The sequence below is a fragment of the Burkholderia sp. D-99 genome, assembly GCF_011605345.1.
Classification (GTDB): Bacteria; Pseudomonadota; Gammaproteobacteria; order Burkholderiales; family Burkholderiaceae; genus Burkholderia.
Genome location: NZ_JAAOXM010000001.1, coordinates 1371645 through 1396301, shown reverse-complemented (window position 1 = coordinate 1396301; position 24657 = coordinate 1371645). Strand labels below are relative to the sequence as shown.

Below are 24657 nucleotides of genomic sequence, written 5' to 3'. Positions count from 1 at the left end.
ATTCACTCCCGCATTCGACGCACACGATGCTCGCGACGTTCGCGACGCATAGTGCGTGTCGATCCGGCTTCATTCGCACCGGCAGCACAATAATCAGGAGAACATGCATGGCCAGAACGATGCGTTCCAGGGTGGTGGCAGGAGCAGTGGCATGCGCGATGAGCATCGCGCCGTTCGCGGGGACGACCGCAGTGATGACGCTCGCGACGACGCACGCGGCGATGGCGGCGACCGCGCCCGCCGATGGCTACGCGGCGACGCGTTATCCGATCATCCTCGTGCACGGGCTCTCCGGTACCGACAAGTACGCCGGCGTGGTCGAGTATTGGTATGGCATCCAGGAAGACCTGCAGCAGAACGGTGCGACCGTCTACGTCGCGAACCTGTCGGGGTTCCAGAGCGACGACGGCCCGAACGGGCGCGGCGAACAGTTGCTCGCTTACGTGAAGACGGTGCTCGCGGCGACGGGCGCGACCAAGGTCAATCTCGTCGGCCACAGCCAGGGCGGCCTCACGTCGCGCTATGTCGCGGCCGTCGCGCCCGATCTCGTGGCGTCGGTGACTACGATCGGCACGCCGCATCGCGGCTCCGAGTTCGCCGACTTCGTGCAGAACGTGCTGGCGTACGATCCGACCGGGCTTTCGTCATCGGTGATCGCCGCGTTCGTCAATGTGTTCGGGATCCTGACGAGCAGCAGCCACAATACGAACCAGGACGCGCTCGCCGCACTGCAGACGCTGACCACCGCCCGGGCTGCCACGTACAACCAGAACTATCCGAGCGCGGGCCTCGGTGCGCCGGGCAGTTGCCAGACCGGTGCGCCGACTGAAACCGTCGGCGGTAATACGCATCTGCTGTACTCGTGGGCCGGCACGGCGATCCAGCCGACGCTCTCGCTGTTCGGCGTCACGGGTGCGACGGACACGAGCACCGTTCCACTCGTCGATCCGGCGAACGTGCTCGACCCGTCGACGCTCGCGCTGTTCGGCACCGGCACGGTGATGATCAACCGCGGCTCCGGGCAGAACGACGGGCTCGTGTCGAAGTGCAGTGCGCTGTACGGCAAGGTGCTGAGCACGAGCTACAAGTGGAATCACCTCGACGAGATCAACCAGCTGCTCGGCGTGCGCGGCGCGTATGCGGAAGATCCGGTCGCGGTGATCCGCACGCATGCGAACCGGCTGAAGCTGGCGGGCGTGTAATCGATGACGTCACGTGAAGGACGCGCGCCGCTGGCGCGGCGCGCCGTGGTCTATGGTGCCGTGGGGCTGGCGGCGATTGCCGGCGTGGCGATGTGGAGCGGTGCGGGCTGGCATCGCGCAACGGGTGCTTCCGGCGAGTCGCCGGAGGCGTCGGTGGCCGGCGGATCGACCGCCGCACCGCCGCAGGCCGCCGTGCCCGCCGCTGCAGGCCTGCCGCCGTCACTCGCCGGCTCCAGCGCGCCGCGGTTGCCGCTCGATGCCGGCGGCCATCTCGCGAAGTCGCGCGCAGTGCGCGATTTCTTCGACTACTGCCTGACCGCGCAGAGCGACCTGAGTGCGGCCGCGCTCGATGCATTTGTCGTGCGCGAGATTGCCGCGCAACTCGACAGCACGGTTGCGCAGGCCGAGGCGCTCGACGTGTGGCACCGGTACCGCGCGTATCTCGACGCACTCGCGAAATTGCGCGATGCCGGCGCGGTCGACAAGTCCGACCTGGGCGCACTGCAACTCGCGCTCGACCAGCGCGCGTCGATCGCGTACCGCACGCTCGGCGACTGGAGCCAGCCGTTCTTCGGTGCGGAGCAGTGGCGGCAGCGCTACGACCTGGCGCGACTGAAGATCGCGCAGGATCCCACGCTGACGGATGCGCAGAAGGCCGAACGGCTCGCGGCGCTCGAACAGCAGATGCCGGCCGACGAACGCGCCGCGCAGCAGCACATCGACCAGCAGCGTGCGGCGATCGACCAGATCGCGCAATTGCAGAAGAGCGGGGCGACGCCCGATGCGATGCGCGCACAACTGACGCAGACGCTCGGCCCCGAAGCGGCCGCGCGCGTCGCGCAGATGCAGCAGGACGACGCATCGTGGCAGAGCCGCTACGCGGACTATGCGGCGCAGCGCGCGCAGATCGAATCGGCCGGCCTGTCGCCGCAGGATCGCGACGCGCAGATCGCCGCGCTGCGGCAGCGCGTGTTCACGCGGCCCGGCGAAGCCGTGCGTGCGGCATCGCTCGATCGCGGGGCGGGCAGCGCGCGATAACGCGGGCAGCGCGGCGCATGACCGCTGCTATGCCGCGCGCGTGAGATCCCGCGGCAGGTGTTGCTCGATGGTATTCGCGAGCGTGTCGAACGCCGGCTCGATGCCTTCGTGCGCGACGCATGCATAACCGAGCAGCAGGCCGCGCCGCGCGGTGTCGAGGCTGCTGTAGTAGCTGGTGAGCGGGCGCACGATCACGCCCGCATCGAACGCGCTCTGCGTGACCGCGCGATCGTCGCAGGCGTCGGGCAGGCCGAGCACCAGATGCAGGCCTGCCTCGTCACCCATCACGGGCAGCGCGTCGCCGAAGCGCGCGCGGATCGCGTCGATCATCAGTTGCCGGCGCTCGCCGTACAGTGTGCGCATCCGTCTGACGTGCGAAGTCAGGTGGCCGTCCATGATGAATTCGGCGAGCACGGCCTGCTGCATCAACTGGCCCTCGCGGTACAGCTCCGACAACCCGGTGCGGAAGGTGTCGACCAGATGCTCGGGCACGACCATGTAGCCCATCCGCAGCCCCGGGAACAGCATCTTGCCGAGGCTGCCGACGTAGATCACGCGGCCACCGTCGTCGAGCCCCTGCAGCGACGCAAGCGGGCGGCTGCCGTAGCGGAACTCGCTGTCGTAGTCGTCTTCGATGATCCAGCAGCGGTGCTGGCGCGCGTATTCGAGCAACATCCGGCGCCGTGCGAGGCTCATCACCATCCCGAGCGGGTACTGATGCGACGGCGTGACGAGCACGAGCCGCGGCGGATGCTGCATGTCGCTGGCACGCGGGTCGAGCCCTTCCTGGTCGACCGGCACCGGCATCAGCGTGAGGCCGGTCGCCTGCAATACGCTTCGCACACCCCAGTAGCACGGTTCCTCGACCCACGCGCGATCGCCGATGTCGGACAGCAGCCGCACCGCGAGATCGATCGACTGGTGGATGCCCGTCGTGATGATCACCTGGTCCGGCGAGCATTTGACCGAGCGCGCGACGCGCAGGTAATCGGCGAGCGCGCGCCGTAACGGCCGGTAGCCGCCGCCCGGCGCATACGTCAGCAGCTCGGGGTTCGCTTCCTTCCACAGCCGCGCCTGCAGGCGGCTCCACGTGCGGCTCGGGAATTCCGACACGTCCGGCACGCCGGGCATGAACGCGCCCCATTGGCGTCGCGACACCCCCGCGTGCTCGATCAGTTGCCGGCCACGCATCGACAGGCCGCCCTGCGCGTCCGGCAGCGGCGGTTCATCGGCGCTCGATGGCGGCGGCGCGGCGCCCGGCACGTGGATCGCGGCGGCGTCCGGCCGCGTGTCGGCCACGTAGGTGCCGCTGCCGGTGGTCGTCAGCACGTAGCCTTCGGCCGTCAGCTGGTCGTACACGTGCAGCACGGTATTGCGCGCGATCGACAGGTCGGCCGCGAGCGTGCGTGAACTCGGCAGCTTGGTTCCTGGCCCCAATTCCCCGGTCAGGATGGCCTGCTGCATCAACTGCAGCAACTGCCGGTACATCGGCTCGGGCGAGCTACGGTCGAGGCGGGCGGAGAGCCAGTCGGCGACGATCACGGTGTCCAAAGTGGTCCCACGCGGAATATTGAAATGGTTCCCTATTGTAGAACCGTGCGCGCCGTATAGTGGCTCGCATCTCAAAATCAATTGTCGCGAAGCAAGGGGACAGCCACGATGAAGTCCGATGATGTGATCGTCAGCTTTCGCGGCGTGCGGAAGACCTACGACGGCGAAACGCTGGTCGTCAAATCGCTCGACCTCGATATCCACCGCGGGGAATTCCTGACGCTGCTCGGGCCGTCCGGCTCGGGCAAGACGACCTGCCTGATGATGCTGGCCGGCTTCGAATTTCCGACCGGCGGGGAGATCCGCCTCGATGGCGAGCTGCTGAACAACGTGCCGCCGCACAAGCGCAACATCGGCATGGTGTTCCAGAACTACGCGCTGTTTCCGCACCTGACGGTCGAGCAGAACGTCGCGTATCCGCTGACCGTGCGCAAGCTGCCGGCCGCCGAGCGCGTGGAACGCGTCGCGCATGCGCTGAAGATGGTGCAGATGGAGCGCTTCGCGAAACGTTACCCGGCGCAACTGTCCGGCGGCCAGCAGCAGCGCATCGCGCTGGCGCGCGCGCTCGTGTTCGAGCCGAAGCTGGTGCTGATGGACGAGCCGCTCGGCGCGCTCGACAAGCAGTTGCGCGAACACATGCAGTACGAACTGAAGGCGCTGCACGAAAAGCTCGGCGTGACCTTCGTGTACGTGACGCACGACCAGGGCGAGGCGCTGACGATGTCCGATCGCGTCGCCGTGTTCGACAAAGGCATCGTGCAGCAGCTCGACACCGTTGACCGCCTGTACGAGTCGCCGTGCAACGAATTCGTCGCGAACTTCATCGGCGACAGCAACCGGTTGCGCGGCACCGTCGCGCGCGTCGACGGCGAATTCTGCGAATTCCGGCTCGACGACGGCACGACGCTCGTCGGCCGTCGTATCGGCGACGCGGCCGAGGGTGCGCCGGCCGTCGCGTGCATCCGCCCCGAACGCATGAGCCTCGCCGCGCACGGCGCGAACGGGCACGTGCACGGTTCGGCCGCCAACCGGCTGAGCGGCGAGGCGCGCAGCCTCATCTATTTCGGCGATCACGTGCGCATGCGCTGCGCGCTGCCGGGCCAGGACGAGTGCTTCGTGAAGGTGCCGCTTGGCACCGGCGCGCTCGATGCGTTCTCGCCCGGTGCACCGGTCGCGCTCGCGTTCGCACCCGAACACCTGCGCGTGTTCGCGTGAGCAGGGTTTCCCCGATTTTCCGCTGTACGTCGTCAACAACAACTGCCCACTTCCACCACGAGAGGAGAGGAACCACCATGAACCGAGCAAGCTTTACCGCGCGTCGTACCGCGCTGGCACTCGCGCTCGCCGTCGTCGGCGTATCGGCATCGGCTGCCGAGCTCACGGTCGTCAACTTCGGCGGCGCGAACGGCGACGCGCAGAAGGCCGCGTTCAACCAGCCGTTCGAGAAAGCGACCGGCAACAAGGTCACGGCCGTCGAATACAACGGCGAGCAGGCGAAAGTGAAGGCGATGGTCGAGGCGAAGCACGTCAACTGGGACGTGGTCGAAGTCGAGTCAGGCGACCTGAATCGCGGCTGCGACGAAGGGCTGTACGAGAAGCTCGACTGGTCGAAGATCGCGAAGAAGTCCGACCTGATTCCGGAATCGCCGCAGGTGTGCGGCGTCGGCTTCTTCGTGTGGTCGACGGCGCTGTCGTACAACGCGGACAAGCTGAAGTCGGCACCGACCGGCTGGGCGGATTTCTGGAACGTGAAGAAATTCCCCGGCAAGCGCGGCATGCGCAAGGGCGCGCGCTACAACCTCGAATTCGCGCTGATGGCCGACGGCGTCGCGCCGAAGGACGTCTACAAGGTGCTCGGCACGAAGGCCGGCCAGGACCGCGCGTTCAAGAAGCTCGACGAGCTGAAGCCGAACATCCAGTGGTGGGAAGCGGGCGCGCAGCCGCCGCAGTTCCTCGTCGCCGGTGACGTCGTGATGTCGACCGCGTACAACGGCCGCATCGACGCCGCACAGAAGGAAGGCAAGAACCTGAAGGTGGTGTGGAACGGCAGCATCTACGACCTGGACTACTGGGCGATTCCGAAGGGCTCGCCGAACAAGGCGCTGGCCGAGCAGTACATCGCGTACTCGCTGACGCCGAAGCCGCAGCAGGCGTATGCGCAACACATCGCGTACGGCCCCGCGAACATCGCGGCGATCAAGTCGCTCGACGCGAAGACGCTCGCGAACCTGCCGAACTCGCCGGCCAACGGCAAGAGCGCGGTACTGGAGGACATCGGCTTCTGGACCGACCACAGCGACGAGCTCGAGCAGCGCTTCACCGCATGGGCAACGAAGTAACCGGTCAGGCATCCTGAAAGGTGTCCTGATGCAACCGGCCGCGCGGCGCGTTCATCGCGTCGCGCGGCCTTCCGCCGGATCGTCCCCGGCCGGAGAGAAACGTTGAATACGATGACGATCGCGCCTTCCTCGCCGTCGACCGCCGCGCTCAAGCGTGAGCTGAAGGCCGCCGAAGCCCGCAAGCGCACGATGGCGCTGCTGCTGGTCGCGCCGCTCGCGATTTTCCTGCTGCTGATCTTTGTCGTGCCGATCGGCACGCTGCTCACACGCGCGGTGCAGAACCCGGAGATCGCGACCGCGTTGCCGAACACGGTCGCCGCGCTGTCGGGCTGGGACCGCAAGGCGCCGCCGGCCGATGCCGCGTATGTCGCGCTCGCGGCCGACATGACGAAGGTGGCCGACAGCGAGGCGATGGGTGCACTCGCGCGGCGCCTGAACACCGAGATTCCCGGCTATCGCTCGCTCGTCGCGAAGACGGCGCGCGCGATGCCGCTGAAAGGCGACAACGATGCGGCGCTGTCGCCCGCGCAGACGCGCGAGAAAATCATCGACCTCGATTCGCGCTGGGGTGACGTTGCGTACTGGCAGTCGATCGCGAAGAACGGCAGCCAGGTGTCGCCGTTCTACCTGCTCGCCGCGCTCGACCACAGGCAGGACGGCTTCGGCCACATCGTGCAGGCCGATCCCGACCAGTCGATCTACCTCGCGATCTTCGGCCGAACGTTCGTGATCGGCGTTGCCGTCACGCTGTTCGCGCTGCTGCTCGGCTATCCGCTCGCGTACTGGATCTCGACGCTCTCGGCGCGCCGCGCGAACCTCGTGATGATCCTCGTGCTGATTCCGTTCTGGACGTCGGTGCTCGTGCGCGTCGCCGCGTGGATCGTGCTGCTGCAGAGCGAAGGGCTCGTGAACAAGGCGCTGATCGGCAGCGGGCTGATCTCGCAGCCGCTCGCGCTGCTGTTCAACCGCGTCGGCGTGTACATCTCGATGACGCACATCCTGCTGCCGTTCATGATCCTGCCGCTCTACAGCGTGATGAAGTCGATCCCGCCGACCTACCAGCGCGCGGCCGTGTCGCTCGGCAGCCATCCGTTCGCCGCGTTCTGGCGCGTGTACGTGCCGCAGACCTATCCGGGCGTCGGCGCGGGGGCGCTGCTGGTGTTCATCCTCGCGATCGGCTACTACATCACGCCCGCGCTGCTCGGCGGGCCGAACGACCAGATGGTCAGCTACTACGTCGCGTACTTCACGAACGTGACGATCAACTGGGGCATGGCGTGCGCGCTCGGCGGGCTGCTGCTCGCGGCGACGCTCGTGCTGTACGCGGTGTACGGGCGCTTCACGCGTACCAACGTGAGCCTCGGCTAAGCGCCGCGCGCAACGAAACGGGAAAGGGAATCCGACCATGAAACTCGCCAGGCCGCTGTTCGCGCCGCACATGTCGTTCGTCGAGCGCGCGTGGTACGTCGCGCTGCGCGTGCTCGTCGTGCTGACGCTGCTGTACCTGATCCTGCCGGTGCTCGCGATCGTGCCGCTGTCGTTCTCGTCGAGCACGTTCCTCGTCTATCCGATCCCGGGGTTCTCGATGCGCTGGTACGAGAACCTGATTGCATCGGACGAGTGGCGGATGGCCGCGAAGAACAGCTTCATCGTCGCACCGTCGGCGACCGTCGTCGCGACGGTGCTCGGCACGCTTGCCGCGATCGGCCTCACGAAAGCCGACTTCCGCGGCAAGGGGCTGCTGATGGCCGTGCTGCTGTCACCGATGATCGTGCCGGTCGTCGTGGTCGGCGTCGGCATGTACCTGTTCTTCGCGCCGCTCGGGCTCGCGAACACCTACACGGGGCTGATCGCCGCGCACGCGGCGCTCGGCGTGCCGTTCGTCGTGACGACGGTCGCCGCGACGCTGCAGGGCTTCAACCAGAACCTCGTGCGCGCGAGCCTGTCGCTCGGCGCGAATCCGGTGTCGACGTTCTTCCGCGTGACGCTGCCGGTGATCGCACCGGGCGTGATGTCGGGCGCGCTATTCGCGTTCGCAACGTCGTTCGACGAAGTGGTCGTCACGCTGTTCCTCGCAGGTGCGGACCAGACGACGCTGCCGCGCCAGATGTTCACGGGCATCCGGGAGAACATCAGCCCGACGATCGCCGCGCTCGCGACGATCCTGATCATCTTCTCGACGAGCCTGCTGCTCGCGCTCGAATGGCTGCGCGGCCGCAATGCGCGGCGCGCGGTGACGTGATCTGAGCCGGCGCGACGGCGGCGCGCGCACGGCATGCTTCGGCGCATGGCCGATGCGTGGTGCCGCCGGCAGACGCGGCCGGGCTGCCGTCAGCGCAGACACGACGAAGATGGGCACTCGCCCGGAACGCCGCCCGGCGCTCGTTGAGCGCTCAACGATGCCGCGCGCAACGCACGGCATCGCGCAAGCTTTCGTTTGCCTGACTGATGTGACGGCCGCCTGCACGTTCGATGCGGCTCTGCAACAATACGGGGCGCGGCGGCGCGCGTTCCGTGCGGTGCGACCGGAACGCCGCCGCGAGTCCAATCCGCGACGCGGCGCAACGCGTCGCTCGTCAGCCGAGCCTCATCTTGTCCGAATTCGCTTCCCCCGCCGGCGCGCATGAGCCGGCCGTCAACTGGCGCGCGATGTCCGCCGTGCTGCTGGCCGTCGCGCTCGCGACGCTCGACACCGCGATCGCGAACACCGCGCTGCCCGCGATCGCCACCGACCTGCATGCATCGCCGGCCGCGTCCGTGTGGATCATCAACGCCTACCAGCTCGCGATGGTCGCGACGCTGCTGCCGTTCGCGTCGCTTGGCGACATCGTCGGTCACAAGCGCGTGTATATCGCCGGGCTCGCGGTGTTCGCGCTCGCCTCGCTCGGCTGCTCGCTCGCGTCGACGCTGCCGATGCTGACGGCCGCGCGGATCGTCCAGGGCTTCGGCGCGAGCGCGATCATGAGCGTCAACGTCGCGCTGATCCGTGGCCTGTTCCCCGCGCACCGGCTCGGGCGCGGCGTCGGCTTCAACGCGCTCGTCGTCGGCGTGTCGTTCGCGGTGGGGCCGACCATCGCGTCGCTGATCCTGTCGGTCGCCGCGTGGCCGTGGCTGTTCGCGGTGAACGTGCCGCTCGGCGTGTTCGCGCTGGCAGTGGCGATTCCGTCGCTGCCGCAGACGGCGCGCGGCAAGCACGCATTCGATCCGGTCGCGGCATTGTTCAACGTGATCACGTTCGCGTCGCTGATCTTCGCGCTCGGCGAATTCGCGCAGCGCGGGCCGCTTTCCATCGTGTTCGCGTCGGCTGCGGTTGCGCTCGCATTCGGCTGGCTGCTGATCCGCCGCCAGGCCGGGCACCCGGCGCCGATGCTGCCGGTTGACCTGTTTCGCCGGCCGGTGTTCACGTTGTCCGCGCTGACGGCCGTGTGCGCGTTCGCCGCGCAGGGGCTCGCGTTCGTGTCGCTGCCGTTCTATTTCGAAACCGTCCTGCATCGCAACGCGGTCGAGACGGGGTTCCTGATGACGCCGTGGTCGGCGATCGTCGCGCTCGCCGCGCCGATCGCGGGGCGGTTGTCGGATCGCTACCCGCCGGGCCTGCTCGGCGCGATCGGTCTTGCGTTGCTGAGCGCGGGCATGGTGTCGCTCGCCGCGTTGCCGGTGTCCCCGGGCGTCATCGACATCGGCTGGCGGATGATGTTGTGCGGCGCGGGCTTCGGCTTCTTCCAGTCGCCGAACCTGAAGGCGCTGATGTCGAGCGCGCCGCCCGAGCGCAGCGGCGGCGCGAGCGGGATCATCGCGACCGCGCGGCTGATCGGGCAGGCGACGGGCGCGGCGCTCGTCGCGCTGTCGTTCGGGATCGCGGGGCGCCACGGGCCGACGCTCGCGCTGATGCTCGGTGCGGGGTTCGCCGGGGCCGCGAGCGTCGCGAGCGGGTTGCGACTCTTTGCGCCGTCGCATCGGGCCGGCGCGCCGGCGGCATCCGAGCGCGTGAGCGAGCGGGCGGCGGAATAGCGGGCGCGGCGCGGCATGCCGGCGTCCTTGACCGAACGCACGGTCGGGCGCAACGTGCAATTTCACATCGAATTCGCGGGCACCTATGAATCTGCGCAGCGTTGACCTGAATCTGCTCGTCGCACTCGATGCGTTGCTGACCGAGAAGCACGTGACGCGCGCCGCGACGAAGGTGGGGTTGAGTCAATCGGCGATGAGCAGCGCGCTGGGACGTTTGCGGATGCTGATGCGCGACGAGTTGCTGATACGCAATGCCACGGGCATGGAGCCGACGCCGCGTGCGCTGGAACTGGAAGCGCCGCTGAGGCAACTGCTTCGCCAGGCGGAGCGGCTCCTCGAGTCGGACGGCTCGTTCGATCCGGGAACGACGCCCCGACACTTCCGGCTGAGGATGTCCGACGTGCTCGAATATCTGCTGATGCCGCCGTTGCTGGCGCAGCTTGAGCAGGAGGCGCCGGGCGTGACGCTCGACGTGGTGCACCTGTCGCCGGGGCAGACCGTGACCGCGCTCGATGCCGACGATATCGATGTTGCGGTGAGCATGGATCTGGAGCATGCGGGTGCGGTGCAAGCGATGCCGCTGTTCGACGATCGCATGGTCTGCGTGATGGCACGGGACCACCCGCGTGTCGCAGAAGCGTTGACGCTCGACCTGTTCCTGTCGCTGCCGCATCTCAAGGTGTCCATCAGCTCGACCGATGGGCGTTATGTCGATGCAACGCTCGCCGGGATGCGCCGCGCCCGGAACGTGGTGCTGAATGTCCCGCACTGGCTCGTCGTGCCGCACCTGTTGCGCCATTCGTCGATGGTCGCCGTGATGTCTGCGCGCCTGGCCGAACGTTTCGCGGAAGACGGGCTGGTGCTCAAGGCGCTGCCGTTCGAGTCAGCGGGCTTCCATTGGTCGATGTACTGGCACCGGCGCCACGACGGCGTACCGGCGCACATCTGGCTGAGGGAGAAGATTCGCGAGGCGGCGAGGCCGCTGCGGTTGCTCGACGCGCAGCGCGCGGCGGTCTGAACGCAGTCGATGCGTCAAGCGTGTCGCCAGTGCGGCAATTGTCGAAGGCAACTGATCGCCGCACCCATCAGGGCAAAGACGCTGCCGGCCCACAGCGCGACGATCGGGCCACCGTGCCCGGAGACGTGAAAGCACAGGGCGACCAGCGCCGCGCCGAGGGTCTGCCCGAGCAGGCGGGCCGTCGCGACGATGCCGCTGGCGCCGCCGCTGCGCTCGGCCGGTGCACTGCCCATCAGCGCCTTGAGGTTCGGTGCCTGAAAGAAGCCGAATCCGGCTCCGCACATCATCATGCGCCACACGATATCGAGCGTCGAAGGTACGGGCGGCAGCATGGCCAGCGACGCCATGCCGATGCACAGGATGAAGAGGCCGACGGTGCCGAGTATGCCCGCCGGGTATCGGTCGGCCAGGCGGCCGGCGACGGGCGCCATGATGGCCACCACGACGGGCCACGGCGTCATCAGGAAGCCGGTGTCGACCTGGCTGTAGCCGAGACCGGCTTGCAGGAAGAACGGCAGCGACACGAACGCGAGGCCTTGCGTCGCGAACGAGCACACCGACGTGGCCGCGGAAAGGGCGAATACCGGCCGTCGAAACAGGTCGGCGGCGAGCAGCGGAGCGGGATGATGTGCCTGGCGCTTCAGCAGCATGTAGCCGAAGGCTGCCGCGACGATCCATTCAGCCATGACCGTCGGCGACAGGCCGTCGTGCGAAACCGTCCCCAGTCCGAGTATCAGTAATGCGAAGCAACCGGCGCACAGCAGTGCGGCGGTGACATCGAAGCCGTGCCGGGCACGCTCGGTGATCGGCAAGGTGCGGGCCGCCAATGCGACGGCAAGCAGGCCGATGGGGACGTTGATCAGAAACAGCCAATGCCACGACGTGACCGACAGGATGGCCGACGCGACGGTCGGGCCCACGGTGAACGAAACGGCGACGACGAGTGCATTCAACCCGACGCCGCGTCCGAGCAGCCTGGCCGGGTACGCAAAACGAATCAGCGCGGTGTTGACGCTCATGATCGCGGCCGCCCCTATGCCTTGCAACGCACGCGAGGCTGCGAGCGCGGGAAGCGACCCGGAGACGCCACACGCGAGCGAGCTCGCGGTGAACAGGATCAGCCCGGCGATGTAAATGCGCCGATGGCCGAGTATCTCGCCGAGCGATGCAAAGGGCAGCAAGGTCGCGACCATCGCAAGCTGATACGCGTTGACGACCCAGATCACCGAGGCAGGATCCGCGTCGATGCTGCTGCCGATGGTCGGCAGCGCGGTATTGGTAATGGCCGTATCGAGGTTGGCCATCGCAACCGCGAGCGAGATCGCGAGCAACGCCGCGATTCGCTGTCGCGCAGGCAGGCCGTCGTGAAGATGCGGGCTGAGGGGAGGCAGGTTGGTCGTCGACATCGCGGGCAGTGCAGGTTTTGTGAATGCCCACTGTCGCATCCGTCCGGTAATTGATCCAACGGATGTTTGTTATGTCGATATTGATGTGGTGGATAGTACCGATGCCGCGACTCGAGCGGCGTGCGTGCTGTGTCCCGCCAGCCGGCACGCGACGACCACCACCGCGCGCCGGCCTTCACGCTTCGCTTAGAACCCGCCCGACTTGATCAGCTGGTTGAGGTTCGCGATGTTCAGGCTGCCGAAGCCGGTCGTGTAATCCCAGCCGGCGCCTGCGTTATAGCCATACCCCTGATAGCCGTTGTTTCCCGACACCACGTCGTAGCGCACGAGCGACGGGTTCGACGGAATGTCGGCGTAGAACTTGCCGGCCGGGAAACCGAGGCCCGTGCCGTTTGCTGCGAGCAGGCGCGCCCAGAGGCCCGTGAAGATCGGCGCGGCGAGGCTCGTGCCGCCGATCTGCTGCAACTGGCCGTAGTTGTAGATGTACGCGCCGGTGCTTTGCGCGGCGTCGAACGCGACGTCCGGCAACTGGCGGTTGCTGCCCGACTGCCACGACGGTGCGGGCAGGATCGTGCTGACGCCGCCGCCCGTCGCCCACAGCTTGCCGTTGCCGTCGAGGCCTTCGTTCCATACCGTTTCGTTCGAGAACGCACCCGACGACGACGTATAGAGCGTCGTGCCGCCGATCGCGAGCACGTGCGGCGACGAAGCCGGCCACGACACCGTGTAGTTCGAGCCGTCCGGATAGCCGCGGTTGTTGCACTCGTACACGCCTTCGTCGCCCGACGACACCGAGAACGTCTGGCCTTGCGCCGCGGCCGTCGTGAAGATCTGCTCTTCGGCGTCGATCGTGCCGTCCGCGTTCGCGTCGGTCTCGCACCAGCCGAGCGACACGTTGATCACCTTCGCGGTGTTGTCCGACACCGCCTGGTTGAATGCCTGCGTGAGGCCCGTGTTGCCGCTGGCGTTGAGGTCTGCCATGTAGAACACGAGCTTGCCGACCTGGCCGCCGGCCGAGCCGACGATCGACTGGCTGTCGAGATCCCATTCGCCCTGGCCGTCCTGGTCGTCGGTGTAGCTGCCGCCCGAGCCGTTGGTCTGGACGGTCTGCGTCGAGACGGTGGCGTAACCGTTGCTCGACGTGAACTGCTGCAGGTCCTGTAGCGTCTGCGACACGCCGCCGATCGTGATGATGCCGACGGTGACACCGGCCGCAGTCGGCACGCCGGTTGCGTTGTAGAGGCCCGGGAATTCCTTCGGATAGTGGCCGGTCGCCGTGCCAGCCGCGAGCGCCTGCGGCTTCGACACGTTGCCGATGCGCAGCAACGGCCGCGCGCGCGCGACGCTCTGCAGCCCGAGCACCGAGCCGACGACATCGCCGAGCGCGCGCGGCACCTGCGCGGTCGACGTGTTGGCGAAGCCCGAGCGGCCCGCGTATTCGAAGTGCGCGAGCGACGTGTTGAATGCGGTCTTCACGGTGGCGGCCGTGCCGCGTGCGGATACCAGCAACCGGTTCGGTGCGACCTCGACGTTCACGAAACCGCTCTTGTGCAGATAGTCGACGACCGATTTCACCTGAGCTGCGGTCGGCGCATAGCTGGCGAGGAACTGCGTGTGTGTGAGGTACTGGCGGTAATGCGCGCTGCCCGGCCGGTTCACGTCGCGCGCCAGTTGCTTGAGTTGCGCGGCATTGCGCAGCTTCAGGCTGACGACGACGTTGGTCGTTTCGCCGGCCGCGAGTTCGAGCGACGGCGCCGCGCTGCGCGCCATCAACTGCGGGCCGGTCAGAAAGGCCTTTGTATGGGTGTCGACCCAGTCCGTCGCCGCATGCGCCGCAGCGGCGGCGAACACGAGCGGTGCCACGCACGCAAGGCGGCGGGGCGACGGCAGGGGCAGGGCAAACCAGGCGTTCCTTTTCATCGGGAGTCCTTTTTAGGAGAGACGACGTTGCTGGAGCCCTCGACCCTTGTGGGATCGCGAGCGGTGACGAGCGTAGGGCGTCGCTGCCGTTCCGGTAGCTGCCAGTTTCCATAGCTGTCAGTTCTGACATCGCGGCGTGTGTGCGCATGCACTGCGTCGTACGCGCAAGCGATCGTGGCTGCGGCGAAGGGAACCGGTTCGCGACACGACGGTGCGGTAATGCACGACGTTCGCACGCACGAGTCGCTCGTCGCGGTGCCGGAATGTGCGCGATGACGTCGTGGACCGGCATACGCATGCGTGCTTTGCCACCGGGCGTGGACGCAGGCCGAGTCGCACTATGTGGTCAAACGATGCGATGCGAGCTGAACCGCTTCGCGCATGCACAAAAACAGGGCTGGCCGACCGCAAACGTTTCCCGAACTGTGGAACAGCGCATCGCGCAGTCTTGCGGACTGCTTTCGATTGCGGGGGTGTCGCCGTGAATTAGAGGGAATACTCGAGTTTGGGCGAGAGAGGTTGGAACTGTTCTCGGTGCCTTCGTGAAGCAACGCCGCCGTTGTGCGGGAGATCCTCCCTGGTGCGGCGCGCGATGACATGCGGTAGCGATCGCAGTCGTTTGCTTTCCTCCATCGCCGAAACTGAATTGGAGGCTCTCAACGCGCATTTCGCGAAGCGTCGAACGGGAGCTCTTCGTATTTCACGTTCGGTTATCTGCCGGCCATCCCGACTTTCACGAAACGCATTCGAGTCGTCGGTGTCCCGAGGGCGACGTTCGGTCGCACTTTGGCACTGACGACCCGTTGTCATCGATGCGCCTGGCATGTTGCGCGGTGAAGGTCCATGCGCCAGCAGCGTGGTGCTCATCAAGCGAGTCGCTATCTAGGAATTACAGAGTCTGTTTGTTTTCGACCAGAACCCGTTAATCGATTCGGCTTCGAATTCCGGTTTTTGCAATTTCATATTCGTCTTATGGCGGCTTCGTCCCTCACGCCGTTAAAGTCTCGCGGGTTATTCCGTAAACGTTTTCGGAGGACTCTTTGACCGCGAGTACGGCCATTCCCGACATACCCGCGCGTGCGGGCGTCAACATTCACCAGTTCTACAGCCTGGATCTCAAGGGCGCGCCTGCTGCTGCGCTCGCCGACATCTACGAGTTCGAAGGGGCACGCGGGATCGGCGAGCCGACGAAGTACACGATCCAGTTTACGCATCCCCGTCATGACTTGTCGCGCAGCGAATTCCTGAACCGGATGGGTGCGTTCGTGATCCAGCCGCCGCCGCGTGACCGCTGGAGCCAGCCCGAAGGCGCGCGACGCGTGCAAGGCGTGGTAACGCGCTTTGCGCTGAAGGCCACCAATCGCGACGAGTCGCTGTACGAGATCGTGCTGGAATCGCGTTTGGCGCTGTTGCGCAATACGCCGAAATGCCGGTTCTTTCTGGACATGAGCATTCCCGAAATCATCGAGCGGATTCTGCGGGAGCATGAATTCAACCGGATCTTTGCGAGTTTCGAATTCCAGTTGTATCGGACCTATCGCAAGCGCAGCTTCGTGATGCAATGGGGCGAGGATGACCTGGCGTTCATTACGCGCTTGTGCCGACGCTCGGGCATTTGGTTTGTGTGCGAAGAAGGCGAACGTTGCGAGCGGGTGCGCTTTGGCGACGACTATGCGCACTATCGTCGCGATCCAGAGCGCCTGACGGTCGCGTATCGGCCGCACGGAGGGCTGGAAGCCGGAGGCATCGAGTCGGTCAGTGCGCTTGAAATGCACGCGAAGACCTTGCCGGCGGCCTACGCGGTACGCACGTTCAGCACCGACATGGCGATTTCGGATCCGATCGAGGCGGCCAGCCCGATCCGCGACGACCGCACCACGTATGGTGAAGCGTATACGTGGGGAGCACCGAGTCGGAGCGAGGACGAGGCGAAGGAGGAGGCGGAACTGCGTCGCGAGGCAGCGCTGGCCGGACAGGTCGCGTATCGCGGCGAGTGCGACATGCTCGACCTCACGCCCGGCTCGGTGCTGAAACTGTCGAGCCGGGTGTTGCCCGATGCGAAGCACGGGCTGGTTGTGGTGCGGGTGACGTGCGGCGCGAGCCGGAAGAAAGCGTATCGCATGAAGTTCGACGCGATTCCGTCCGACCGCCAGTATCGAATGCCGTTGATGGAGGAAACGTGGCCGAGAATCGACGGGGTCATCACCGGGACGATCGCGTCGTCGGGCGGCTGGAAAGACCCGTATCTGGATAGTCAGGGCGAATACATCGTCGATCTCCATCTGGATCGCGACACGCGGTCGCCGGGGCTGCAAAGTTGCCCGATGAGGCTGGCGAAGCCGTTCGCTGGGCCTAACCAGACCGGTTTTCACTTCGGGCTCGTCGAGGGCACGGTGGTCGGCGTGAGCTTCCTGTGGGGCTGCGTGGATTTGCCGTTCATCAGCCACGTGCTGCATACCGCCCAACACACGGATCCGATCGTCGCGGGCGTACCGTGGGGCACGCGCAATACGATTCGCACGCGCTCGAACAACACCGTCGAGTTGGACGACCGGAAAGGCAAGGAACACATCAAGGTCGCGACCGAGCACGGCAAGACGCAGTTGAATCTGGGCTATACGGTGGACCGGGACCAGCAGCGGCGAGGCGAGGGTTTCGAGTTGCGTACGGACGATCGGGGGCACGTGCGCGCGGGTGGTGGTCTGCTGGTGTCGTCCGACAGGCAGGAGAAGGCGGTCGGGCAGACGACCGACATGAGGCCGGCGACGAATCAGTTTGCGCTGACGCAGGCGCAGGCTCAGGGGTTGACCGATGCCGCAGCTGTGGCGCAGGCGGAAATCGCAGACCTGAGGGCGGAAAACGCGTGGTTGAAGGACGAGTTGGCGAGCTTGAAGACGGCCGTGATCGCGCTGTCCGCGCCGAACGGCATTGGCCTGGCGACACCGGATCGGGTGATGGTGTCGGCGGGCAAGGACGTGAGTGTCGGCACGTCGTCGAGGTTCAACGTGAATGCGCTCCGGAACGTCGCGATTGCCGCGGGCGAGGTGCTGTCGCTGTTTGCACACAAGTTCGGCATCAAGCTCTACGCCGCGCGCGGCAAGGTTCAAATCCAGGCGCAGTCGGACGCGATGGAACTGGTGGCGCAGAAGGACATGCGGATCACCAGTGCCGATGGCACCACGACGGTCAATGCTGCCAACGGGGTTGTGCTCGGCGGTGGCGGCACGGCCTACATCAAGGTGCAGGGCGATAACGTCGAGATTGGCGGGGCCGGCTGCCTGATCCTCAAAATCATCGAAATCCAGAAGGAAGGACCAGGTGCGCTGTCGCTGCCGGTACCGAAGTTCGACCAGATCGATATCCCGAATGACGAGCGGTTCATTCTCAGCGACGACATCACCGGCCGGCCGGTCGCGAACCGACCGTACAAGATTCAGCTTGCCAGCGGACAGATTATCGAGGGCATAACCAGCGAGAAAGGGGAGACCTCGTTGAGCCGGCAGGATGTTGCGCGGGGGCTCAAGTTGCTGCTTCAGAACAATAATAAGGAAGCCTGATTCATGACGGACCAGTCCAACCAGCCGGACGACACGGGCGACGATGCGGATATGCCGAAACTCTACCGGCATGACACTGCAACACGCATCGTACCGATGCAACGCGATCATCTTGGGCAACCGTATTGGGAGTCATATCACACTCCGAGCAGTTTTCAGGTGCGTGCCGAGTGCCGCATTCCGCCGCACATGCCGGGCGTGATCATCTTTGTGCATGGCGTTAATTCCACGGGGGAGTGGTATGACGCAGCGGAACAGGCGTTGTGCGATGGGTTGAATGACCGGTTAAAGCGGCCTGAAGGTGCGAAGCTGAAAGCTAACAATTACATCGCGATTGATCCTGATACGAAGAAGCCCATTCCTCGCCAACTCGATCCCGACGCGACCGGAAACTCCCCCGTGATCCGCTTCTATTGGGGTTACAGCGCCGCCCCCGGGACCGAGCGCAACTGGCGTATCCCGATGCGCAATCCGCGCGGCTTCGACGCGTGGGCGCCCGTGTGCACGAACGAAAAAGGTCCGTGGTATTGGGGGGGCGGTCCTTTCCAGAACGGCACCAACAACCTGCCGCAATTGTGGGGCTCCGAGGGATTCAAGCGTCACGTGCTCAGGTTCGACATGGAGTCGTTGAACACGGAGGCCGATCGCCAACTGCAGGACTCTCCGCCGCGCACATACTACGCGCATGCGGCCCAACGGTTGGCCGACCTGATCGACCGGATTCGCGACGAGTGTCCGCGCGATACGGTGACAGTAATGTCGCATAGCCAAGGGACGATGATCGCGCTCGCGGCGACCGCCTTGTGCAAGACACGCGCGCCCGATGCCGTGTTAGTGATGAACTCGCCGTATGCCCTTGATGAAAAGGTCACGGACGCCCTGACCTGTGGTGTGGAACGCCCCACTCCGGAGGCGCGCATCAACACTTTCCGGAACATCGCAAACCGGATCAAGCAGGACAAGCACGTTTTCACCCAGACGGAATTGAAGCAGCTTCAGTGCGGCGCGTCCGAGGACATGGATTTCTGGCGGCCCGACAACCGGCGCAAGTCCGGCGTGCACGAGCGCGACAATCATGGCCGACTGTACGTGTACTTCACGCCGCATGATCGCGTGATGGGCGCCACGCCGCTGCAAAGCATCGGCTGGCAGGGCGTGGATGACAAATTGCTCGCCGAGTTGGGCGATACCGTCAAGCAGCGCATGCTGGCGCGCGGTACGCCGGTGGGCGACGCGCCGGGCGTGAAGAAGTTCGGCACGCTGCCGCCGACTCCCGAAGACAAGCTTGTATCCGGAGCGAAGTCGACCGATTTCTGGAACGGTAACCGGGCTATTTTTACGCCTCTCCTGAAGCTGTGGGCGGTACCGCATCCCGATAAAACGGTGACGATCAACGCCGAGCAGGTGCCGAATCCGGTCACGGAGGACGAGATGCGGCGGTTCGAAAATTCACGTAAAGGCACCGATGAAATGGGTGCGTGGATTCCTGATCCGAATGATCCGAATACAGGGAGCTACGCTGATCCTGACTACCGTTACATGCGCTCGATTTATCGACCAGGGCGCACCGTTACAACTGAGGATATTTATAGCTCCAGACGCACGACTCGGCCTGAGACGCAGGACGAAATGCTTCAACGACTCGACACCTATCTCGCCGAGCCGACCAACCACAGCACGTTGCCGCAGCATCAGGCATTCATGCGCCGAGTGGTCGCCTACGATCTCCCAATCGGCTTTTGTGATGCATATGAGAGGCCAGCATTCTGGACCCGCCTGATGAAATTTGCCGACTGGACGCAGGGTTATGACGATTACTTTGAGCTTGGAGTTCCGCAAAGCGTTGTTAAGCCTGCCTATATCGATTGGGGCACCGTAGCCGAGGAACAAACCACGGCCGAAGCCGAACAACTTCGGCAACAGCAATGGAAAGGAGGAGCGTGATGAGATATGCCGTTGCCATAATCGCGCTGGTCACCCTGATGCAAGGGTGCGCGGCACCAGAGCCGAAGCATTCGGTTTTCAGTCTTAGTAACTTTAGGAGTTCGGCGCTCAAGGAGTTGCCGTATGACTCGCCGCCCCAAGTTATCTATCGGATTGACGAACACCGCTTTGTCACGCTGGAACGTTACCGGGACTGCTATCACGGGGAATCGTATTACAACGACACCCGTGCCGGGATTCGAAAATTTTTAGGGCGGGGTCTGTTTGAAAATTTCCAGGGGCGCATCATTAACGCCGACCCGACCGGAAGGAATATTGTTTTGCCGCTGGCCTATCCGGATGGATTGGTTTGCGGAAATGGAGAAAAAGGTTGCGTAGTGCCATTTTGGTATTCGACAAATAGCGGAAAAACCTTTGGCACGACGGTTTACATGGAACATAGCTTCAATTCGTTCGAGGACTCGAAGAACTATTCGATGTTCGTAACCGAAGACAAACTCTATGTCGCGAAGAAGTGGGGAGACAACGATGCCTACGTCGTTGTGTCTCCGATGGTGCCAGGCATTGACTTAAGTAGGCCCTATCCGCCTGGCGTCAAGGGCGGGAGCTTTGCAGCATCAAAGCGGCCGGGAATTTTTTCAAAGCTTCGCACGCCCTCCGGCCAGGATCGAATCACTTGCGATGCGTCGATCAAGCCAACTAACCCGGATGCACCACTGGTACCCCAATGAGACGCAAGATGGTGAGATACGCCGTTGCCATAATCGCGCTGGTCACCCTGATGCAAGGGTGCACGGCACCAGAGCCGAAGCGTTCGATTTTCAGTCTTAGCGATTTTAGGAGTTCGGCGCTCAAGGAGTTGCCGTATGATTCGCCGCCCCAAGTCATCTATCGTATTGACGAATACCGCTTTGTAACGCTGGAACGTTACCGGGATTGTTATCACGGGGAATCGTATTACAACGATACCCGTGCCGGGATTAGAAAATTTTTGGGGCGGGGTCTGTTTGAAAATTTCCAGGGGCGCATCATTAACGCCGATCCGACCGGGGAGAATATTGTTTTGCCGCTTGCCTATCCGGATGGGTTGGTTTGCGGAAACGGTGAAAAAGGTTGCGTAGTGCCATTTTGGTATTCGGCAAATGGCGGAAAAACCTTCGCCACGAAGGTTTACATGGATCACAGTTTTAACGCGTTCGAGGACTCAAAAGACTATTCGATTTTTGTAACCAAAGATCGACTCTATGTCGCAAATAGGTCGGCGGACAATGACGCCTACGTTGCCGAATATCCGATGATGCCAGGCATTGACTTAAGCGGCCCCTATCCGCCTGGTGTCAAGCGCGGGAGCTTTGCAGCATCAAAGCGGCCAGGTGTTTTTTCAAAGCTTCGCACGCCCTCCGGCCAGGATCGAATCACCTGCGACGCGTCGATCAAGCCGACTAACCCGGATGCACCGCTGGTACCCCAATGACGTACTCGGTTTCACCACCCTGCATGGAGCACACCATCATGAAAAACCCAGTATGCCTGGGCGATGCAACGACACACGGCGGTGTCGTCAAGACCGCATCATCGACATTCGATCTCGACGGCCGCAAGGTGGCGCTGCTGCATGACGTCGTCTCGTGCCCGGAGCACGGCGACAACCCGATCATCGAGTGCACGGAGGGCTACAGCGAAGGCGGCCGAAAATGGGCGGTGCACATGTGCCGAACGCGGTGTGGCAGCCAGGTGATCGCCAGCAGCAAAGGAATGAAAATCGCATGAATCGAACGTGGACGATCCCGAACATCGAGGAGTATCAGTACGGCAAGCCACCATCGATCTGGTGGGGCGTGCTTGCCATCGTCGTCATCCAGACTGCGGGCATGCTCATCGCGGTACTCAACTGGGAGCAGGGCAAGCCGGTGATGTCCGAACTCTTCTTCGAGCGCGCGGTGCTGTTGCCGCTGCTGGTGTCGGGGGCCGTGTGCGGGGTGATCTACGCCGGCTACGAGGATTGGATCGAGCGGGTTGATTGGTGGAATTTCCTGTGTCGCAGCGAGCGGGCTGCATGGCGGCAATGGGCGCAAGCTCACATGGCGATCGTCAACAGCATTGCGTTGACGCCTGAGCCCGAGTTCGCCGAACGTCTGCTGGGCCTGGAGGGCAGTACGCCGATGAACCCCGGCAAGATCCTGTCCTTGCCGGTGGCGGAAAGTTCGGCAGGGGTATCGCGCCTTGGGCGGGTATTGGAGCAACTGGTGACGCCGTTTGCGGTCAGCCTCGCACGTTATGCGCCGACCCGGGCCGTCGACGTGATCCTGCAATCCGCCGACAAGGAGGATCTGACCGAACTGCGGGCGGTCTGGAAGAAGCTGAATCTGCCCGATCTCGTGCAGTTCGGATGGGTGCCTTTCGGTGCGAAGCAGACGAAGATCGAGACGTGGTTCGACGAGGCTGGAAAAGCCGATTTTCGGCTATTGCTGGCCTGCCAACTGCATGCGGAGGGCACGGAGCCGACCTGGTCCGAGGCCGCCGTGGCGATGTTGCTTGCTTCGCCGCGCGCGGTCGAGGGCGTCAACGGAAAGCTCAGGCCTCAGGCGCGGTTATTCCGCCCGATTGCGATGCCGTCCGATTCCGTGGCGGACGCGCTGGAAACGCTGCTGGCTTCGGAGCAGACGTCTCGCGGGCGTATCCGTCATGTGTGGTTGAGTGATTTGCCGCCCCAGAGCCGTCACGCGGCACTCGGCGCCGTCAAGGATGCCGGACTGGAGCTACCGATGCACGATGTAGATCGCGCGATCGGCAAGCCTGGGCCGGTGAGTGGCTTGTTGCTTCAGGCGCTCGCGGCGCAAATGGTGGCACATGGCCAGGGCGCACAACTGGTTGCTTCGCCGAGCGCTCAACAGGTACGGCTGAATTTGGTCGGAGCGCAGTGCGCACCGGTGCCTAGCGTCGAGGCCGGCTATATGCGTCGGCTTAGCTTATCGGTCAGCGTGGGCGGGAGTTGTTGCCTGATCCTGATCATGGCCGGGCTGGATGCCATCGGCGCATCCACGGGATGGTTCCGGGCCTGCCTGGCCGGATTCGTATTGCTGTTCTTCGCCCAGCTTGGCGGTTCGTTCCTGAGGCGTCGCCTGCTGGAAGACGATTTTTACCGACGACTGCGGGGCATGGGCGCCTGGATATGAGGCCGCGTGATGTGTGGCACGGCATCAAGCGCGCGACGATCGAAGAAAATTAGAACAAATACTCGAATCCGGACGGGCGAGGCCGCCGACGTGATCCGGCGGTTCGCGAGACCTTCGGCAAGCCCGCTGTCAGTGCGATTGCGCCCGACGCAAGGCGTGTCTCGTGCAGTAGCGGCGTGCCTCGGCATCCGCGAAATTCCTCCTTGACTCTCACCGTTCAGCAGATATCCTTCAATCCATAACCAACGGGTTATGAATTGTGAACGACATGCAGAACGCACACGACATGCTTTTCAGGACGCTTGCCGATCCCACGCGCCGCGCGCTCTTCGAGCGGCTGTGCGCGGACGGCGAGCTGACGGTTGCCGCGCTGACTGCCCATGCGGGCGTCTCGCAGCCGGCCGTCTCGAAGCATCTCGGCGTCCTGAAGCAGGCCGGGCTCGTGAGCGACCGTCACGAAGGCCGGCAGACGCACTACAGCGCGCAGCCGCAAGCGCTGGCCCCGCTGATCGACTGGACGAGCCAGATGGCGGGCTTCTGGCAGAACCGGTTCGATGCCCTCGAAGATCTTCTGAAAAGGATGGACCAGTAATGAACCAGGCCACCACCGAAACGCGCTCCGTCGTCGTCGATCGCGAGCTGCCGCATCCGCCGGAGAAGATCTGGCGCGCGCTCACGCAACCGCACCTGATCGAGGCGTGGCTGATGAAGAGCGACTTCGAGCCCGTCGCTGGCCGTGCGTTCAGCTTCCGCGCCGACTGGGGCTCGGTCGACTGCACGGTGCTGGCGATCGAGCCGCCGCGCACGCTGTCCTACACGTGGGCCGCGTACGGCCTCGAAAGCGTCGTCACGTGGACGCTCACGCCGACGCCGGCCGGCACGCACCTGCGGATGGAGCAGGTCGGCTTCCGCACGGACCAGGAGCAGGCATACCGCGGTGCGCAGCACGGCTGGGTCCGGTTCCTCGATTCGCTCGAACAGGTGCTGGCGCGCCCCGACGAAGGCACGGAGGCCCGCGCATGAGCACAACGGACCTCACGCCGTCGGAGCGCATCGACGCGCTGATCGCCGGCATCGCCGACTGGCGCGGCAAGACCTTCGCCGACCTGCGCCAGACGATCCTCGCTGCGCAGGCGGGCATCGTCGAGGAATGGAAATGGATGGGTAGCCCCGTCTGGTCGTGCGACGGGATGATCGCGGTGGCGAACGCGCACAAGGGCAAGGTGAAGCTGACGTTCATGCACGGTGCGCAGTTGCCCGATCCCGACAAGCTGTTCAACGACGGCCTCGACGGCAATGCGCGACGCGCGATCGATCTGTTCGAAGGCGACCGGCTCGACAAGCGGGCGCTGAAGAACCTCGTGCGTGCGGCGATCGAATACAACCGGACGCATCTGAAGAAGAACACGCGGCGAGCGGGCGCAGGCACGAAAGCGCGGGCCGACGAGGCGGCGTGACGCGCAGCACGACCGGCCACGCCGCGTAGCGCCGCGCA

At 64.7% G+C, this 24657-nt stretch carries 20 protein-coding genes; 17 read left to right on the top strand and 3 right to left on the bottom strand.

Annotation, left to right across the window (positions count from 1 at the left end; all coding sequences use genetic code 11):
- Window positions 1-107: 107 nt before the first annotated feature.
- Together HAV18_RS06085 and HAV18_RS06080 are read left to right on the top strand one after the other, a co-directional pair.
- A complete protein-coding gene (locus HAV18_RS06085) occupies window positions 108-1202 on the top strand; it encodes a triacylglycerol lipase (protein ID WP_166953750.1) in 1095 nt (364 codons plus the stop codon).
- A gap of 3 nt (window positions 1203-1205) precedes the next feature.
- Window positions 1206-2240, top strand: coding sequence for a lipase secretion chaperone (locus HAV18_RS06080; RefSeq protein WP_166953748.1), 1035 nt, complete (start codon window positions 1206-1208; stop codon window positions 2238-2240).
- A gap of 27 nt (window positions 2241-2267) precedes the next feature.
- On the opposite strand, the gene HAV18_RS06075 is transcribed toward HAV18_RS06080, so the two are convergent.
- The gene (locus tag HAV18_RS06075; protein WP_166953746.1) at window positions 2268-3791 is read right to left on the bottom strand and encodes a PLP-dependent aminotransferase family protein; all 1524 of its coding nucleotides are present in this window, start codon (window positions 3789-3791) and stop codon (window positions 2268-2270) included.
- Window positions 3792-3899: 108 nt separating this feature from the next.
- Here HAV18_RS06075 and HAV18_RS06070 point away from each other — a divergent pair, with 108 nt between their 5' ends.
- From HAV18_RS06070 to HAV18_RS06045, 6 genes are all read left to right on the top strand, one after another.
- Entirely contained in the window at window positions 3900-5006 is a 1107-nt protein-coding gene (locus tag HAV18_RS06070) for an ABC transporter ATP-binding protein (RefSeq protein ID WP_166953744.1), read from the top strand.
- Window positions 5007-5083: 77 nt separating this feature from the next.
- Complete coding sequence (locus HAV18_RS06065; protein ID WP_166953742.1) at window positions 5084-6130, top strand: ABC transporter substrate-binding protein; 1047 nt, start codon at window positions 5084-5086, stop codon at window positions 6128-6130.
- 111 nt (window positions 6131-6241) lie between these two features.
- On the top strand, window positions 6242-7498 hold the full coding sequence (locus HAV18_RS06060) for an ABC transporter permease (RefSeq protein ID WP_166954163.1): 1257 nt from the start codon (window positions 6242-6244) through the stop codon (window positions 7496-7498).
- A 37-nt stretch (window positions 7499-7535) separates the two neighbouring features.
- Window positions 7536-8372: an ABC transporter permease gene (locus HAV18_RS06055; RefSeq protein ID WP_047901362.1), complete on the top strand. Its 837-nt coding sequence runs from the start codon at window positions 7536-7538 to the stop codon at window positions 8370-8372.
- Between the two features lie 350 nt (window positions 8373-8722).
- Window positions 8723-10141, top strand: a complete 1419-nt coding sequence (locus tag HAV18_RS06050) for an MFS transporter (RefSeq protein WP_166953740.1) — start codon at window positions 8723-8725, stop codon at window positions 10139-10141.
- Window positions 10142-10226: 85 nt separating this feature from the next.
- Window positions 10227-11159, top strand: coding sequence for a LysR family transcriptional regulator (locus HAV18_RS06045; RefSeq protein WP_166953738.1), 933 nt, complete (start codon window positions 10227-10229; stop codon window positions 11157-11159).
- 14 nt (window positions 11160-11173) lie between these two features.
- Here HAV18_RS06045 and HAV18_RS06040 read toward each other — a convergent pair whose 3' ends face one another.
- Both HAV18_RS06040 and HAV18_RS06035 read right to left on the bottom strand, forming a co-directional pair.
- Window positions 11174-12565, bottom strand: coding sequence for an MFS transporter (locus HAV18_RS06040; RefSeq protein WP_166953736.1), 1392 nt, complete (start codon window positions 12563-12565; stop codon window positions 11174-11176).
- A gap of 186 nt (window positions 12566-12751) precedes the next feature.
- Window positions 12752-14485, bottom strand: a complete 1734-nt coding sequence (locus HAV18_RS06035) for a protease pro-enzyme activation domain-containing protein (protein WP_166953735.1) — start codon at window positions 14483-14485, stop codon at window positions 12752-12754.
- Window positions 14486-15525: 1040 nt separating this feature from the next.
- Between HAV18_RS06035 and HAV18_RS06030 the strand changes: the two genes are divergently transcribed.
- The 9 genes from HAV18_RS06030 (at window position 15526) to HAV18_RS05990 (ending at window position 24619) form a co-directional block, all read left to right on the top strand.
- Entirely contained in the window at window positions 15526-18042 is a 2517-nt protein-coding gene (locus tag HAV18_RS06030; RefSeq protein WP_166953733.1) for a type VI secretion system Vgr family protein, read from the top strand.
- Between the two features lie 3 nt (window positions 18043-18045).
- Window positions 18046-19986: a DUF3274 domain-containing protein gene (locus HAV18_RS06025; RefSeq protein ID WP_166953731.1), complete on the top strand. Its 1941-nt coding sequence runs from the start codon at window positions 18046-18048 to the stop codon at window positions 19984-19986.
- Entirely contained in the window at window positions 19986-20717 is a 732-nt protein-coding gene (locus HAV18_RS06020) for a hypothetical protein (RefSeq protein ID WP_166953730.1), read from the top strand. The genes HAV18_RS06025 and HAV18_RS06020 overlap by 1 nt, the downstream gene beginning before the upstream one ends.
- A gap of 8 nt (window positions 20718-20725) precedes the next feature.
- Window positions 20726-21460, top strand: a complete 735-nt coding sequence (locus HAV18_RS06015; protein ID WP_243771542.1) for a hypothetical protein — start codon at window positions 20726-20728, stop codon at window positions 21458-21460.
- 38 nt (window positions 21461-21498) lie between these two features.
- Window positions 21499-21756, top strand: coding sequence for a PAAR domain-containing protein (locus tag HAV18_RS06010; RefSeq protein ID WP_105392764.1), 258 nt, complete (start codon window positions 21499-21501; stop codon window positions 21754-21756).
- A complete protein-coding gene (locus HAV18_RS06005; RefSeq protein ID WP_166953726.1) occupies window positions 21753-23162 on the top strand; it encodes a hypothetical protein in 1410 nt (469 codons plus the stop codon). Before HAV18_RS06010 ends, HAV18_RS06005 begins: the two co-directional genes overlap by 4 nt.
- A 268-nt stretch (window positions 23163-23430) precedes the next feature.
- Window positions 23431-23754: a helix-turn-helix transcriptional regulator gene (locus tag HAV18_RS06000; RefSeq protein ID WP_041493622.1), complete on the top strand. Its 324-nt coding sequence runs from the start codon at window positions 23431-23433 to the stop codon at window positions 23752-23754.
- Window positions 23754-24185, top strand: coding sequence for an SRPBCC domain-containing protein (locus HAV18_RS05995; protein WP_166953724.1), 432 nt, complete (start codon window positions 23754-23756; stop codon window positions 24183-24185). The genes HAV18_RS06000 and HAV18_RS05995 overlap by 1 nt, the downstream gene beginning before the upstream one ends.
- Window positions 24182-24619 (top strand): DUF1801 domain-containing protein, encoded by a 438-nt coding sequence (locus HAV18_RS05990; protein ID WP_166953722.1) that lies wholly within the window; start codon window positions 24182-24184, stop codon window positions 24617-24619. Before HAV18_RS05995 ends, HAV18_RS05990 begins: the two co-directional genes overlap by 4 nt.
- The last annotated feature ends 38 nt before the right edge of the window (window positions 24620-24657 follow it).